The organism is Rhizorhabdus phycosphaerae, from assembly GCF_011044255.1.
GTDB classification, from domain to species: Bacteria; Pseudomonadota; Alphaproteobacteria; order Sphingomonadales; family Sphingomonadaceae; genus Rhizorhabdus; species Rhizorhabdus phycosphaerae.
The window spans coordinates 1726841-1741008 of record NZ_CP049107.1 but is presented as its reverse complement, the minus strand read 5'-3'; the positions used below and the strand labels follow the sequence as shown (position 1 = coordinate 1741008).

Genomic DNA, 14168 nt, shown 5'->3' with positions numbered 1-14168 from the left:
TTCGGCATCTGGCAACTCGTGTCGATCAATCGGGAGATCGCGCGCGACAGGGAGAAGCGCGAACAGGCAGCGCAAGACGCCTCACCAGAAGGCTCTGGGCATCCGGTAGGGGAGCATCGACTGGATGATCGGTGACCGGAAGCGGCCGAGCGACAGGCTTTCGTGCACTGCCTGCGCGTCTTCCCCGAACAACCGGGTCGCCAACGCCGTCCGCGCATAGAAGGGCGCATCGATCCATGTCCTGATGACGCGCGGCGCATGCCCCGCGTCCGCGCGCGTCGCCCGCTTGACCAGCCAGCCGCTGCGCGGCAGCGACGCGGGCGAAGGCTGCACCACGTCATGCCAGCGCCCTTGCCGGTCGAATTTCAGGGCGAGGTCGAAAGGCGTGCCGTCGCGGCGCTTCCCTTCGTAGAGCACCGCGACGTCGTGCTTCAGGTGCGCGCGTGACCAGTGCCATTCGTCGAAGCCGTCCTCGAGCGGCTCGTCGCCGAAGTTCGAATCGAAATAGCCGTCGCCATGCCAGACCACGTCGGGGTGGGTCATCGCCACCTCCACGCGCGCACGTGGCGCAACCGGGTGCCACCGGTGCATGCCGGCAGGGTCGAGTGCGAAAGCGGTGGTGCCGATCATCTCCGGCGTTACCCGCACGGTGCCGCGCACCCGATAGGGGAGGGGCGCCGAAATCTCGGCGATCTCGATGACCAACGTGTCGCCATCCCAGCTGAGCCCGCTCGGACCGACGGTGAAATGATCGCGCCCGCGATCCACGCGGGCCGCGCCGCGCTCGGTCATCGCCCAGGCGCTGCCGCGCGGTCCCGTCAGCGAGACGTTGATCGCGCAGTGATTGTCGGGCCGGCCCCGCCCGCTGAACTTGTAATAGGGCGAGAAGACGCTGCCGACAAAGGCGATGATCGTCAGCCCGTAACGACCGTCCGCGCTGGTTGCGTCGATGTACCACCAGGCATAACCGTTCGGCGCGACCGCGACATCGAAGCGCGGTCCCTGAGCAGACATTCGACGGCTAGCTGGCCGGAAAGCGCCGCCATCGGGACGCCCGCGCCGGGGTGTGTACTCCCGCCCGCGCAATAGAGCCCAAGGATCGCTGTCCGGCTGCCCTGCCGGCGGAAGGAGGCCGCCCACCCGTGCGAGGCCGGTCCATAAAGGGCTCCACCCGTCGACGGAAACAGGGCTTCGAAGTCGTTCGGAGTCGTCAGCACCGCCGAAGCTCCCAGATCGAGCGAAAGTCCCGCCCGCGAAACGCTGTCCAACATCCGCTGTGTGCATAGGTCGATCTCCGCTGGAGTTGGGGGTGCGCCGTCGCCGGTGGCGGGAGCATTCACGATGATCTGGACACGCTCTCTGCCGTCGCCGCGCCGCGCGCCGTCGTCGTCGCGATCCTGCGCGCACAGATAGACGCTCGGTGCCTGGGCCAGCCGGCCGGCGGCGAGCGCGGCGAACTCGGCGGCGTAATCGTTCGAAAAAAAGACGCTGTGGCGCACCAGCGGAAAGCCTGTCGCTTCGGCCTGCGCTGTCCACACCATCGCACTCAGCGAACGGCGGCGCGGCGAAATCCTGGGGGTGGCGACCCGCGCAGCTTGACCGAACGCGCCGGCCCCAAGCGCTGCGGGGTCGGCGTTGCACACGACCGCACGCGCTTCGAGCCGTTCGCCGGTCGACAGAATGATGGCCGCAACCTGCCCTCGCTTGACGACGATTTCCCGGACGCGTGCGTGATAGCGGAACCGTGCGCCGACGCTGCGCCCCAGCGACTCGAGCGCGCGGGCCAGCCGATGCATTCCGCCTTCGATCAGCCACACGCCGTTCGCCTCGACATGGGAGATCAGCATCAGCGTGGCCGGGCACGCAAAGGGCGAGGACCCGCAATAGGTGGCATAGCGACCGAACAGCTGGCGCAGTCGCGGGTCGCCGAAATAGGCGCCCAGCGCGCGCCACATCGACGTGTAGGCCCGCAAGTTCAGATAGTCGGGGAAGCCCTTTATGCCCATCCGCCAGCCGAGCGTGATCGGATCGGTCTTCACCCCTCGCAGGAAAGGGCGGTCGAGCGCGTCGAAGAGTCGTTTCGCCTCCGCCCGAAAGATACGGTAGCCCCGCGCTTCTTTCGCGCCGGCAAAGTCGCCGATGGCCTCCTCGCTCGCTGCAGGGTCGGCAAAAAGATCGAGCCGTGCGGTGCCCCAGGCATGGCGCGCCAACCGGTTCGCGGGTCGTAGAGTCAGATGATCGGCCATGGTCGCGCCGCACGCATTGAAGATGCCCTCGAAGATGTCGGGCATGGTGAAGACGGTCGGCCCGCCGTCGATCGCCACCCCGCCCACATCGACAGCACGGAGCTTTCCGCCAGGTGCGCTACCCGCCTCGACCACCAGAACGTCGCACCCTGCGGCCGCCAGCAATGCGGCGCTCACCAGTCCGCCGACACCCGCTCCGATTATGACGATGGGTCCGTCCGACATCGCTTCTATCCACTTCGATTGACGCAATGCTATCATGTGTCCAGACTAATGGACATATGAAACCGTCCAAATATTCGGAATTGGGTTGGAGGGGGCGTTGGCTGGCGCTCCGCAACCATGTGCTGTCCTCACCGGGATTCCAGCGTTGGGCCGCGCGATTTGCGCTGACCCGTCCGATCGCACGGGCGCGGGCAGGCGAGTTGTTCGATCTGGTCGCCGGCTTCGTCTACTCGCAGATTCTGGCGGCGTGCATTGAGACCGGATTGCTGCGTCATCTTTTCGACAGCCCGCTGACCGCCGAGGAGGTTGGTGCACGCATCGACCTCCCGATCGAGGGCGCCACACGTCTATTGCGGGCGGCAGCGGCGCTGCGACTCGTCGAACCGATAGGATCGGCCTGGACGCTGGGGAGCGCCGGTGCCGCGATGTGCGGCAATCCTGGCATTGCGGACATGGTGGCGCACCACCGCCTGCTCTACGCCGACCTGACCGATCCCGTATCGCTGCTGCGTAGCGGCGGCGGCGGGGGCAAGCTGGCTGGACTGTGGCATTATGCCGAAGCGCCGGGGACGGGGGAGGACTCGGCGGTCGCCGCCTATTCGGCGCTCATGGCGGCATCGCAGCCGCTGGTCGCCCAGCATGTGATCGATGCCTATCCCTTTCACCGGCATAAGCGGCTGCTCGACGTTGGCGGCGGCGAGGGGGCGTTTCTAGCCGCCGTCGGTGCGCGAGCGCCGGACCTGCAACTGGCGCTGTTCGATCTTCCCGCCGTCGGCGAGCGCGCCCGCGCGCGGCTTGACGATGCCGGCCTGTCGAGGCGGACGCAGATCCACGGCGGGAGTTTCCTCAGCGATCCCCTGCCGCATGGCTATGACCTCATCTCGCTCGTCAGGGTCCTCCACGATCATGACGACGGCCCAGCCATGGCGCTGCTGCGGGCTGTCCATGCTGCGCTCCCTCCGGGGGGTATGCTGGTGATCGCTGAGCCGTTGGCCCAGACTCGGGGTGCCGAGGCAGCGGGGGACGCCTATTTCGGCTTCTATCTTCTCGCGATGGGATCGGGGCGTCCACGAACCTCGGACGAAATTTGTCGCATGCTGGGCACTGCCGGATTTCGCGAATCGCGCGAAATTCCGACGGCAATGCCACTGACCGTGCGTGTAATCGCGACGACCAAATGACGAATGTCTAAGTTTGTTGACATAAGCGAGTGTCTAGATCAGATTACACAAACGTTAGAGCGCGCCATGTGCTCGACGTCGGGGAGCCAAGTCTCATGGAGGCTGTTGCAGTCATTCTGGAAGCGCCGGGGCAGCTATCGCTGCGACCGCTAGCACTGACCGGCATGGCTGCGGGCGATGTACGGGTCGAGATCGAGTGGAGCGGCATTTCCTCCGGCACCGAGAAGCTGCTGTGGACCGGGCGGATGCCTGACTTTCCCGGCATGGGCTATCCGCTCGTACCTGGATATGAATCGGTCGGCCGCATCGTCGATGCGGGCTCGGACGCAAGAGCCCGGATCGGTGAGTATGTGTTCGTCCCCGGTGCCAACTGCTACGAGAGCGCGCGGGGCCTGTTTGGCGGGACGGCGCGACAGGTCGTGCTTCCCTCTGCGCGGGCGATCCCCATCAGCGAGTCGCTGGGGCGTGACGGCATCCTGATCGCGCTGGCGGCGACCGCCCACCGGACAATATCGGTCGGCGGGGTGCCCGAGCTGATCATCGGTCACGGGATATTAGGTCGCCTTATCGCTCGGATCGCCATCGCCACCGGCGGCGACGCCCCTACCGTGTGGGAGGCCAACCCGGTCCGGCGGGAAGCAGATCTTGGCCAGGCGGGTTTCGATTATTCGGTGATCGATCCCGATGCGGATGGACGTCGAAATTATGCGGCGATCTGCGATGCCAGCGGCACGCCCGATATCCTGGATCTCGCCTTTGGCCGCTTGGCGAAGGGTGGGGAAGTGACGCTCGCCGGCTTCTACGACCGGCTGTCCTTCGCCTTTCCGCCCGCATTCATGCGTGAAGCCCGTATGCGGATATCCGCCGAATTCACCCCCGCGGATCTCGCTGCCGTCGTCGAACTTCTCGATATCGGGCTGCTCGAGTTCGACGGCCTGATCAGCCACACCCGGCCGGCTGCCGAAGCCGACGCCGCCTACCCGCAGGCGTTCACCGACCCTGCGTGCCTCAAGATGGTCCTGGATTGGAGAACGCTGTGAGCATGCTAGACCCCGGTGTCCTGCGCGAGGAAGCATCCTGGGAGCCCGATCCGGTTCCTACGGGGACGCCCACCAAGGAAACGCAGATCATTGCGATCTACGGCAAGGGCGGCAGTGGCAAGTCGTTCGCGCTGGCCAATCTCAGCTACATGATGGCGCAGCAGGGCAAGCGCGTGCTGCTGATCGGTTGCGACCCGAAGAGCGACACGACCAGCCTGCTGTTCGGCGGCAAGTCGACGCCCACGATCATCGAGACCTCGTCGAAGAAGAAGCTGGCCGGCGAAGAGGTCGGCATCGAAGATGTCTGCTTCCAGCGCGACGGCGTGTTCGCGATGGAGCTTGGCGGGCCCGAAGTCGGCCGCGGCTGCGGCGGACGTGGCATCATCCATGGCTTCGAGACGCTGGAGAAGCTCGGCTTCCACGAGTGGGGCTTCGACTATGTCCTGCTCGACTTCCTCGGCGACGTGGTGTGCGGCGGCTTCGGCCTGCCGATCGCGCGCGACATGTGCCAGAAAGTGATCGTCGTCGCCTCCAACGACCTGCAATCGCTGTACGTCGCCAACAACGTCTGCAAGGCGGTCGAATATTTCCGCAAGATGGGCGGCAATGTCGGCGTCGCCGGCATGATCCTGAACAAGGACGACGGCACCGGCGAGGCGAATGCCTTTGCGGAAGCGGTTGGCATCCCTGTGCTGACGGCGATCCCCGCAAATGAGGACATCCGCAAGAAGAGCGCCAACTATCAGATCATCGGCAAGCCCGGCGGGCAGTGGGCCTCGATCTTCGAGGAACTCGCGACCAATGTCGCGGAGGCACCGCCGCTCCGCCCCACGCCCCTCGACCAGGACGGGCTGCTGGGGTTGTTCAGCGCCGACGTGACCGGAGCGGACTTCACGCTCAAGCCCGCTACCCAGGCGGACATGCGCGGCGCGGCCTATGAGCCCAAGCCGAGCCTCGAAGTCGTGTACGACGCGGTCTGAACGTGGATAGCCCCAACCTTTCCCGCGATCGCGACCGGATCGACCTTGCGGCGCCTGCCGAAGGCGGCTGCTCGTCTGGCGACACGCTCCGCGCGGCCGCGATCGAGGCGGGCAAGTCCGATATCCTCGACCGCTACGCCGCCGATTATCCCAAGGGCCCGCACGACCAGCCGCAGTCGATGTGCCCCGCCTTCGGGTCGTTGCGCGTCGGCCTGCGCATGCGTCGCACTGCCACGGTACTGTCGGGCTCGGCCTGCTGTGTCTACGGCCTGACCTTCACCAGCCATTTCTATGGCGCGAAGCGCAGCGTCGGTTACGTCCCCTTCAGTTCCGAGACGCTCGTCACCGGCAAATTGTTCGAGGACATCAAAGAAGCAGTCGAGGGTCTCGCCGATCCGGCGCTCTACGACACGATCGTCGTCACCAATCTGTGCGTGCCGACCGCATCGGGCGTTCCGCTGCAGTTGCTGCCCGACCAGATCAACGGCGTGCGCATCGTCGGCATAGACGTCCCAGGCTTCGGCGTGCCGACGCATGCCGAGGCGAAGGACGTGCTGGCAGGCGCCATGCTCGCCTATGCGCGGCGAGAGGCGGAAGTCGGCCCGGTCGCCGCGCCGAAAGAGCGCTCGGCCCGCCCGACCGTCACCTTGCTGGGTGAGATGTTCCCCGCCGACCCGCCGGGCATCGGGCTGCTGCTCGAACCGCTCGGCCTCGCCGCCGGCCCTGTCGTTCCGACCCGCGAATGGCGCGAACTGTACCAGGCGCTCGACTGCGCCGTGGTTGGTGCGATCCATCCCTTCTACACCGCCAGCGTCCGAGAGTTCGAAGCGGCAGGACGTACGGTCGTCGGGTCCGCGCCGGTCGGCGCAGACGGCACGGCGGCATGGCTCGACGCGATCGGCGCGGCATGCGGGATCGCGCAGGACAAGGTCGATGCGGCAAAGAACCGCTTCATCCCGGCGATCCGTGGCGCGCTCGCTGCCCGGCCGGTATCGGGTCGCGTCACCGTATCGGGCTATGAAGGCTCCGAGCTGCTCGTGGCGCGGCTGCTGATCGAGAGCGGGGCCACCGTGCCTTATGTCGGCACCGCCTGTCCGCGGACCGTCTGGTCCGATCCCGACCGTGACTGGCTGGAGGCGCATGGCTGCCGCGTCCAGTATCGCGCCAGCCTCGAACAGGACATCGCCGCAGTCGAGGAATATCGTCCCGACCTCGCAATCGGGACCACGCCGGTCGTCCAGCACGCCAAGCAGAAGGCGATCCCGGCGCTCTACTTCACCAACCTCATCTCGGCGCGGCCGCTGATGGGCCCGGCGGGCGCGGGGAGCCTGGCGATGGTGGTGGGCGCCGCGCTCGCCAACAAGCACCGCTTCGACCGGATGACCGAGTTCTTCGAAGGAGTCGGCACCGGCGCGACCGCAGGCCAGTGGGAAACCACGCCTGTCGACCGGCCCGAGTACAAGGCGAAGTTCGCCGCGAAGCGCATTGCCGCCGCCAAGGCGGAAGAAAGCGTCGGCGTATGACCCTGATCCTCGATCACGACCGCGCCGGCGGCTATTGGGGGGCGGTTTACGCCTTCACCGCGATCAAGGGCCTGCAGGTCATCATCGATGGCCCGGTCGGGTGCGAGAATCTGCCGGTCACGTCGGTGCTGCATTATACCGATGGCCTGCCGCCGCACGAACTGCCGATCGTCGTGACGGGGCTGGGCGAACAGGAACTCGGACGCGACGGAACCGAGGGCGCGATGCGGCGGGCGTGGAAAACGCTCGACCCGGATCTGCCGGCGGTCGTCGTGACGGGCTCGATCGCCGAGATGATCGGCGGCGGCGTCACGCCGGAAGGCACCAACATCCAGCGCTTCCTGCCGCGCACGATCGATGAGGATCAGTGGCAATCGGGCGACCGTGCGCTCACCTGGCTGTGGACGCAGTTCGGTCCGAAGAAGGCACCGCCTGCAAAGCCGCCGGTCGCCGGGCAGAAGCCGAAGGTGAACATCATCGGCCCGATGTACGGCACGTTCAACATGCCGTCGGACCTCGCCGAGATACGCCGGCTGATCGAGGGCATCGGCGCCGAGGTCAACATGACCTTCCCGCTCGGCAGCCATCTGGCCGATGTAAAGAAGCTCGCCGCCGCGCAGGTCAATGTCTGCATGTATCGCGAGTTCGGACGCGGGCTGTGCGAAGCGCTCGAGCGCCCCTATCTGCAGGCACCGATCGGGTTGGAGAGCACCACGCTCTTCCTCCGCAAGCTCGGCGAGCTGACCGGTCTCGATCCCGAGCCGTTCATTGCTCGAGAGAAGCACACGACGATCAAGCCCTTGTGGGATCTGTGGCGCTCGGTCACGCAGGACTTCTTCGGCACCGCGAGCTTCGGCATCGTCGCGACCGAAACCTATGCCCGCGGAATCCGCAAGTTCCTCGAGGAGGACATGGGGCTGCCGTGCAACTTCGCGGTGGCGCGCTGCGCGGGCGCCAAAACGGACAATCAGGCGGTCAAGGACATGATCGCGACCAATCCCCCGCTCGTCCTGTTCGGCAGCTTCAACGAGCGGATGTATATGGCCGAGGCCGCGGGCGGCGGCGGCGGGATGCGCGGCTGCTACATTCCCGCAAGCTTCCCCGGCGCGGTGATCCGTCGTCACACCGGGACACCCTTCATGGGCTATGCCGGCGCGACCTACCTCGTCCAGGAAGTCTGCAACGCGCTGTTCGACGCGCTTTTCCACATTCTTCCGCTGGCGGGCCAGCTCGACGCGGTCGAGGCGACCCCGGCGCGCACGCAGAGCGAAGTGACCTGGGACGCCGCCGCCAAGATGGAACTCGACGCGGTCGTCGAGCGCGCTCCGGTCCTGGTCCGCATTTCGATGGCCAAGCGCATCCGCGACGCCGCCGAGCGCGCCGCGCGCCGGGCTGGCGAGGCGTCGGTCACGCCCGAACGCCTGGCGATAGCGATTTCAGAAAGCCGCGGGGCATGACCGCGGCCAACCCTTACCGCGCGATGCGACCTGGTTCGCTGCGGGCGCACCGATCCTGCCGGGCATGTCGCCCGGGTGGATGCCGTCGGGGAGCGCGCTTCACGCTCCTACCCTCGTCGGGAATAATGGAGACGTAGAAATGAATGATCCGAACGAAAGGATGGGGCTCACCACATATCTGAGCCCGGAAGAAGCCAAGGAATTCCACAAGCTGTTCATCACCAGCTTCCTGATGTTCACGGCGGTGGCGATCGTCGCCCACTTCCTGGTCTGGAACTGGCGCCCCTGGCTGTAAGCGGCATTGCTGCGGAATTCTGGACTGACTGAGAAAGGAACCACGACATGTGGAGGATCTGGCTGATATTCGACCCGCGCCGCGCGCTGGTCGCATTGTTCATATTCCTGTTCGTGCTGGCACTGCTGATTCACTTCATCCTGCTGAGCACCGACAAGTTCAACTGGCTCGATGGCCCGCGGACCGCCCCCATGGCGGCCACGGCTCCGGCCGCGCCTGCGAGCTGACAGCCGTCGGGCGATTTCAAGTGGGCGGGGCGGGCCCCTCCGTTCGGCCCGTCCACTGAAATTTCTGAAATATTCGAATGGTCGCTGTCGCTGATCGGCACGACGGGGAGGTTTGGCCATGGCCTTGCTGAGCTTTGAGCGAAAATACCGGGTCAGGGGCGGCACGCTGCTCGGCGGTGACCTGTTCGACTTCTGGGTCGGGCCATTCTACGTCGGCTTCTTCGGCGTGATCAGTGCGATCACCGCGCTGCTCGGCACGCTGCTGATCATCTATGCCGCTTCGCTGGGGCCGACCTGGAACCCCTGGCTGATCAGCATCGCACCACCCGACATCAGCTACGGCCTGGGCCTGGCGCCGCTGCGCGAAGGGGGGTTCTGGCAGATCATCACGGTGTGCGCGATCGCGGCCTTCTCATCCTGGGCGCTCCGCGAGGTCGAGATCTGCCGCAAGCTCGGCATGGGATATCATGTCCCCTTCGCCTACGGTTTCGCCATCTTCGCCTATGTCAGCCTCGTCGTGATCCGCCCCGTGTTGCTGGGCGCCTGGGGGTTCGGTTTCCCCTATGGCATCTTCAGCCACCTCGATTGGGTGTCGAACACCGGCTACCAATATCTGCACTTCCACTACAATCCGGCGCATATGCTGGCGGTCAGCTTCTTCTTCGTGACCGGTGGTGCGCTCGCCTTCCACGGCGCGCTCGTCCTTTCGGCGGTCAATCCGCCGCCGGGCGAAGCGGTGAAATCGCCGGAATATGAAGACGCGTTCTTCCGCGACACCATCGGCTATTCCGTCGGTACGCTCGGCATCCACCGGCTGGGCCTGTTCCTGGCCCTGTCGGCTGGCTTCTGGAGCGCGATCTGCATCATCATCTCGGGTCCGTTCTGGACACGCGGCTGGCCGGAATGGTGGACGTGGTGGCTCAACCTGCCGATCTGGTCGTGAGAGGGAGATAGACGATGCGCTATCAGAACATGTTCACCCAGGTGCAGTTGCGCGGGCCGCTGGAGATGGGGCCGCCATTGCCCCCCGGCAGCTTCGCGCGCGGTGACCTGGCGATCTACAATTATTGGGCCGGCAAGCTCGGCGCCGCGCAGATCGGACCGATCTATCTCGGCAAGCTCGGCATCGCCTCGCTCGTCTGCGCCTTCCTCGCCTTCGAGATCATCGGCCTCAACATGTGGGCAAGCGTCAACTGGGATCCGATCCAGTTCGCCCGCCAACTGCCTTGGCTGGCGCTGGAACCGCCGGGACCCCAGTGGGGCTTCACCCTTGCCGTGCCGCTGGCCGAAGGCGGCTGGTGGCAGATGGCAGGCTTCTTCATGACCGCCGCGCTGCTCTTGTGGCTCGTCCGCACCTTCCGCCGCGCCAGCGCACTGGGCCTTGGCAACCATGTGCCCTGGGCTTTCGCTGCCGGCATCTCGCTGATCCTGACTCTGGGTTTCATCCGCCCGATGCTGATGGGCAGCTGGTCGGAAGCGGTGCCGTTCGGCATCTTCCCGCACCTCGACTGGACCGCAGCCTTCTCGATCCGCTACGGCAACCTCTTCTACAACCCGTTCCACTGTCTCTCGATCGTCTTCCTCTACGGATCGACCCTGCTCTTCGCGATGCACGGTGCGACGATCCTCGCGGTCGGGCGCTATGGCGGCGAGCGCGAGATCGAACAGATCACCGATCGCGGTACCGCGTCTGAACGTGCCGCCTTGTTCTGGCGCTGGACGATGGGCTTCAACGCCACGATGGAATCGATCCATCGCTGGGCGTGGTGGTTCGCGGTGTTGTGCCCGCTGACCGGTGCGATCGGCATCCTCCTGACCGGGACGGTCGTCGACAACTGGTATCTCTGGGCGACGCAGCACGGATATGCGCCGGGCTATCCCAGCACGGGCGTGATCGATCCAGCCACCTTGCCGGGAGCGCCGCAATGACCCGCACCATGATCAAAGTGGCTGCCGCCGCCATCGGGCTGATCCTGCTGGCCGGCTGCGAACTGGGGCCGAAGGACACCGCGCAGGTGGGCTATCGCGGCACCGGCATGAACCTGATCGTCGACAAGGACAATGTGCCTCCGCCGGCGACCATCCCCCCGATTGCCTATCCGCTTCCGCCCGAGGGCGGAGACACCGCAGCCTCGGCTTATCAGAATGTTCCGGTGCTCGGCAGCATGAGCAAGGACCGGTTCGACCATATGATGGCGCAGATCAACCAATGGGTCGCGCCGGCCGAACAGGGCTGCAACTACTGCCACAATCCCGAGAATATGGCGTCGGACGAGAAGTACACCAAGATCGTCGCGCGTCGGATGCTCTTGATGACGCGTCAGATCAACACGGGCTGGTCGAGCCACGTCAAGCAGACCGGCGTCACCTGCTTCACCTGCCACAGGGGACAGCCGGTGCCGGCGAACATCTGGGCGCAAGAGGAAGGGCCGCCCAATCCGCGGTCGATCCGGGGCAACAAGCGGGGGCAGAACACGCCCAACCCGGCCGTTGCCTACGCCTCGCTCCCGGCCGGTGGCTTCTCCGAATATCTGGCCGGCAAGGGCAATATCCGGGTTGCTTCGACCAACGCGCTGCCTTCCGATCATCGCGTGTCGATCAAGGCGACCGAGACGACCTATGGCCTGATGATGCACACCAGTCAGGCTTTGGGCGTGAACTGCACCTTCTGCCACAACAGCCAGTCCTTCGCCGCCTGGAACCGCAGCCGCGCGCAGCGTGCCCAGGCCTGGTACGGCATCCGCATGGTCCGCGATGCCAACAACAGCTACATCACGCCGCTTGCATCGGTCTTCCCGGCCAATCGCAAGGGGCCGATGGGCGACCCGTACAAGGTCAACTGCACCACCTGCCACCAGGGCGTGAACAAGCCGCTCGGCGGGGTGAGCATGGTCGACCAGGCGCCCTGGCTGATCCAGGCTCCTGCCCCCGCGGCCCCGGCGCCTGCCCCATCCATCGCGATGGCGCCGGCAACGGGCACCCAGGTGGCGGCAGCGCAATGACGATGGCCCGCGCCGCTGGTTCGAGCGGCGCGGGTCCAGACTTTCCGACACGGCTGGCGCGCGGGGCATGATGCGCAATCACGCCCTGCGCGCTTCGCTGTCGGAGGAGATGCACGTCCGGCGCCTGCCGCGCCTGTCGGCGCCGTGTCGCCTGATGCAGATCATCACCCTGACCGGCGAAGGCGGCGGCGAAGCGAGCCGCGCGCATATGGACGCGCTGGCCCAGGGCAGCCGGGCGATCGTTCCGGTTGCCGCCAAATATGGCGTCATCGCCGTTGACGGCTTCACCCTGGTGTGGGAGCGGCATACCGAATTCGTCAGCCACACGCTGATCCGCGAAGGCCATTATGACGCGCCGTTCGACGAGGCGCTGTTCGAGCCGCTGCTCAGCCGGATCCTGGCCGACCTTCCGGGCGACGTGATCCGCGCGACGCAGATTGCCTTCGCTCCGCGCGATCGACCGGAACCCTCTGCAGAGGAGCGTGATCGCTGGTTCTCGTCCGAGGCTACGGTCGTGTGCGACGTGGCGTCCGGCGCCGCCAGGATAATGTCGGACTTTCGTTTGCATGACGACGGCTATGGCCGGTTGCTGGTGCTTGATCGGGATCTTGCGCTCGACGAGCCTGCACAGCTTCTGATGCGGCTCCAGGAACTGGGCAATTACCGCAACATGGCGCTGCTCGGTCTTCCTTTGGCGCAGCGGCTGACCCCGCGCGTGTCCGAGCTTGAGGCGCGGCTGGCGGAGCTGACCGGCGCGGTGTCGGAGCGGACGTCGCAGGACGACGAACTGCTCGACGAACTGACCTTTCTCTCGGCCGAGCTCGCGCGGATCGTCGCCGAGACGCGCTATAGGATGAGCGCGACGCGCGCTTATGCCCAGCTCAGCACCGACCGGCTGGCATCGCTCCAGATCGGGCTGGTGCGCGGACACCAGACGCTGGCGGACTTCACCGAAAGGCGGCTGACGCCGGCGGTGCGGACCTGCGACAGCTTTTCCGCGAGGCTCGAGGATCTGTCGCAACGCGCCGCCTGGACCAGCGAGCTGCTCCGCACCCGGATCGACACCGCGCTGGCCAAGCAGAACACCGTGCTGCTGGCGTCGATGGACCGTCGGACCGAAGTGCAGCTGCGGCTGCAGCAGACGGTCGAGGGCCTGTCGGTGGTCGCGATCAGCTATTATCTGGTCGCCTTGCTGGCCTATGTGATCGGCGCGGTGCCGGGCCTGTCCTACAAGGTCGCGATGGCCGCCGTCGTGCCGCTGGTGCTGACGATCGTCGCGCTGAGCCTGATGCGGGTGCAGCGGAAGCTGCACGAATAGGCGGATCGACCAAGTTCGCGTGAGCGGGGAGCGTTCTCACGCATACACACAGGCGCAAAGGCGAGCGGTCTTTCTGCGTCATCGGCGGGGAACGGCCTGCTGTCACTCCGTATCGGACCACGAGATCGCTAAAGTCGCCTGTCGGCTCTCGACCCCGTTGCTGTCGATCAGCCCAAGTGTCAGATTACCGATGATGACGATTCATGACCCGACCAAAACGGGGAAGCTAGCGCGCGAGCGTTTCAGCGTCGCCCTCATGAGCGACGCCAAGTGGCGAAAGCTATTCGGGGCAGTCGAGCAATTTGGTCGCGGTCACATGATTGTGAAGTTCATCGATGTTGACGAACCACGCCAAATGCGGTTCCCACCTTCGCTCGCATGTCCCAAGGCATTCATGGATACGATTGAGTTTGGGCCAGTTGAGCTACGTGCGATCGAGTGGCTTGAGCTTCCTATCGATTTAGCGCCGATTGTTGACCCCATCGGCAAATTTCCGCTTGTGCCGACAGAATTTGGAACACGGGTTATCGGCTATCAGTCCTGACCAAGGTCATGGCAGGAATCCACCCCATCCCGGCCATTGAGATCTACTGGCTATAGCGCCGACAGCTGACAGGCAGCCTTGCGAGATAGGGCAGGACTAGCAGCGGTGGCGCCCAGCTTACGCCAGCGGC

14 protein-coding genes are annotated in these 14168 nt (G+C 65.7%); 12 read left to right on the top strand and 2 right to left on the bottom strand.

All coding sequences use genetic code 11. The features are described from left to right. Positions 1–81: 81 nt before the first annotated feature. On the bottom strand, positions 82–1014 hold the full coding sequence (locus tag G6P88_RS07920; protein WP_345719204.1) for a hydratase: 933 nt from the start codon (positions 1012–1014) through the stop codon (positions 82–84). Continuing rightward, positions 915–2471 (bottom strand): 1-hydroxycarotenoid 3,4-desaturase CrtD, encoded by a 1557-nt coding sequence (gene crtD / locus G6P88_RS07915; protein ID WP_165322662.1) that lies wholly within the window; start codon positions 2469–2471, stop codon positions 915–917. The genes G6P88_RS07920 and crtD overlap by 100 nt, the downstream gene beginning before the upstream one ends. A gap of 56 nt (positions 2472–2527) precedes the next feature. Here crtD and G6P88_RS07910 point away from each other — a divergent pair, with 56 nt between their 5' ends. The 12 genes from G6P88_RS07910 to G6P88_RS07855 all read left to right on the top strand — a co-directional run bounded on the left by G6P88_RS07910 (position 2528) and on the right by G6P88_RS07855 (position 14038). Next, on the top strand, positions 2528–3652 hold the full coding sequence (locus G6P88_RS07910) for a methyltransferase (protein WP_165322661.1): 1125 nt from the start codon (positions 2528–2530) through the stop codon (positions 3650–3652). Between the two features lie 95 nt (positions 3653–3747). Beyond that, positions 3748–4692 carry a chlorophyll synthesis pathway protein BchC gene (bchC, locus tag G6P88_RS07905; protein ID WP_165322660.1) on the top strand — a complete coding sequence of 315 codons (945 nt, stop codon included), beginning with the start codon at positions 3748–3750 and terminating at the stop codon, positions 4690–4692. A 2-nt stretch (positions 4693–4694) separates the two neighbouring features. Then, complete coding sequence (locus tag G6P88_RS07900) at positions 4695–5672, top strand: chlorophyllide a reductase iron protein subunit X (protein WP_425594490.1); 978 nt, start codon at positions 4695–4697, stop codon at positions 5670–5672. A 2-nt stretch (positions 5673–5674) separates the two neighbouring features. Continuing rightward, a complete protein-coding gene (bchY, locus tag G6P88_RS07895; protein ID WP_226946773.1) occupies positions 5675–7195 on the top strand; it encodes a chlorophyllide a reductase subunit Y in 1521 nt (506 codons plus the stop codon). Beyond that, entirely contained in the window at positions 7192–8652 is a 1461-nt protein-coding gene (bchZ, locus tag G6P88_RS07890; RefSeq protein ID WP_165322658.1) for a chlorophyllide a reductase subunit Z, read from the top strand. Before bchY ends, bchZ begins: the two co-directional genes overlap by 4 nt. A gap of 139 nt (positions 8653–8791) precedes the next feature. Then, positions 8792–8947: a light-harvesting antenna LH1, beta subunit gene (gene pufB, locus G6P88_RS07885; protein ID WP_165322657.1), complete on the top strand. Its 156-nt coding sequence runs from the start codon at positions 8792–8794 to the stop codon at positions 8945–8947. A 47-nt stretch (positions 8948–8994) separates the two neighbouring features. After that, positions 8995–9174 carry a light-harvesting antenna LH1, alpha subunit gene (gene pufA / locus G6P88_RS07880; protein ID WP_165322656.1) on the top strand — a complete coding sequence of 60 codons (180 nt, stop codon included), beginning with the start codon at positions 8995–8997 and terminating at the stop codon, positions 9172–9174. A gap of 118 nt (positions 9175–9292) precedes the next feature. Then, positions 9293–10117 carry a photosynthetic reaction center subunit L gene (pufL, locus tag G6P88_RS07875; RefSeq protein ID WP_165322655.1) on the top strand — a complete coding sequence of 275 codons (825 nt, stop codon included), beginning with the start codon at positions 9293–9295 and terminating at the stop codon, positions 10115–10117. Positions 10118–10131: 14 nt separating this feature from the next. Then, a complete protein-coding gene (gene pufM, locus G6P88_RS07870; protein ID WP_165322654.1) occupies positions 10132–11103 on the top strand; it encodes a photosynthetic reaction center subunit M in 972 nt (323 codons plus the stop codon). Next, positions 11100–12176 carry a photosynthetic reaction center cytochrome PufC gene (gene pufC / locus G6P88_RS07865; RefSeq protein WP_165322653.1) on the top strand — a complete coding sequence of 359 codons (1077 nt, stop codon included), beginning with the start codon at positions 11100–11102 and terminating at the stop codon, positions 12174–12176. The genes pufM and pufC overlap by 4 nt, the downstream gene beginning before the upstream one ends. A gap of 67 nt (positions 12177–12243) precedes the next feature. Continuing rightward, positions 12244–13494 (top strand): DUF3422 family protein, encoded by a 1251-nt coding sequence (locus tag G6P88_RS07860; protein ID WP_165322652.1) that lies wholly within the window; start codon positions 12244–12246, stop codon positions 13492–13494. Between the two features lie 190 nt (positions 13495–13684). Continuing rightward, entirely contained in the window at positions 13685–14038 is a 354-nt protein-coding gene (locus tag G6P88_RS07855) for a hypothetical protein (protein WP_206335897.1), read from the top strand. Positions 14039–14168: the final 130 nt, after the last annotated feature.

Excerpts from the sequence above, each read along its gene's own strand:
- G6P88_RS07860 (WP_165322652.1), top strand. The coding sequence starts at position 12,244 with ATGATGCGCAATCACGCCCTGCGCGCTTCGCTGTCGGAGGAGATGCAC.
- pufM (WP_165322654.1), top strand. The coding sequence starts at position 10,132 with ATGCGCTATCAGAACATGTTCACCCAGGTGCAGTTGCGCGGGCCGCTG.
- G6P88_RS07900 (WP_425594490.1), top strand. The coding sequence starts at position 4,695 with ATGCTAGACCCCGGTGTCCTGCGCGAGGAAGCATCCTGGGAGCCCGAT.
- G6P88_RS07910 (WP_165322661.1), top strand. The coding sequence starts at position 2,528 with ATGAAACCGTCCAAATATTCGGAATTGGGTTGGAGGGGGCGTTGGCTG.
- pufB (WP_165322657.1), top strand. The coding sequence starts at position 8,792 with ATGAATGATCCGAACGAAAGGATGGGGCTCACCACATATCTGAGCCCG.
- G6P88_RS07920 (WP_345719204.1), bottom strand. The coding sequence starts at position 1,014 with ATGTCTGCTCAGGGACCGCGCTTCGATGTCGCGGTCGCGCCGAACGGT.
- pufL (WP_165322655.1), top strand. The coding sequence starts at position 9,293 with ATGGCCTTGCTGAGCTTTGAGCGAAAATACCGGGTCAGGGGCGGCACG.
- pufC (WP_165322653.1), top strand. The coding sequence starts at position 11,100 with ATGACCCGCACCATGATCAAAGTGGCTGCCGCCGCCATCGGGCTGATC.
- pufA (WP_165322656.1), top strand. The coding sequence starts at position 8,995 with ATGTGGAGGATCTGGCTGATATTCGACCCGCGCCGCGCGCTGGTCGCA.
- crtD (WP_165322662.1), bottom strand. The coding sequence starts at position 2,471 with ATGTCGGACGGACCCATCGTCATAATCGGAGCGGGTGTCGGCGGACTG.
- bchC (WP_165322660.1), top strand. The coding sequence starts at position 3,748 with ATGGAGGCTGTTGCAGTCATTCTGGAAGCGCCGGGGCAGCTATCGCTG.
- bchZ (WP_165322658.1), top strand. The coding sequence starts at position 7,192 with ATGACCCTGATCCTCGATCACGACCGCGCCGGCGGCTATTGGGGGGCG.
- G6P88_RS07855 (WP_206335897.1), top strand. The coding sequence starts at position 13,685 with ATGATGACGATTCATGACCCGACCAAAACGGGGAAGCTAGCGCGCGAG.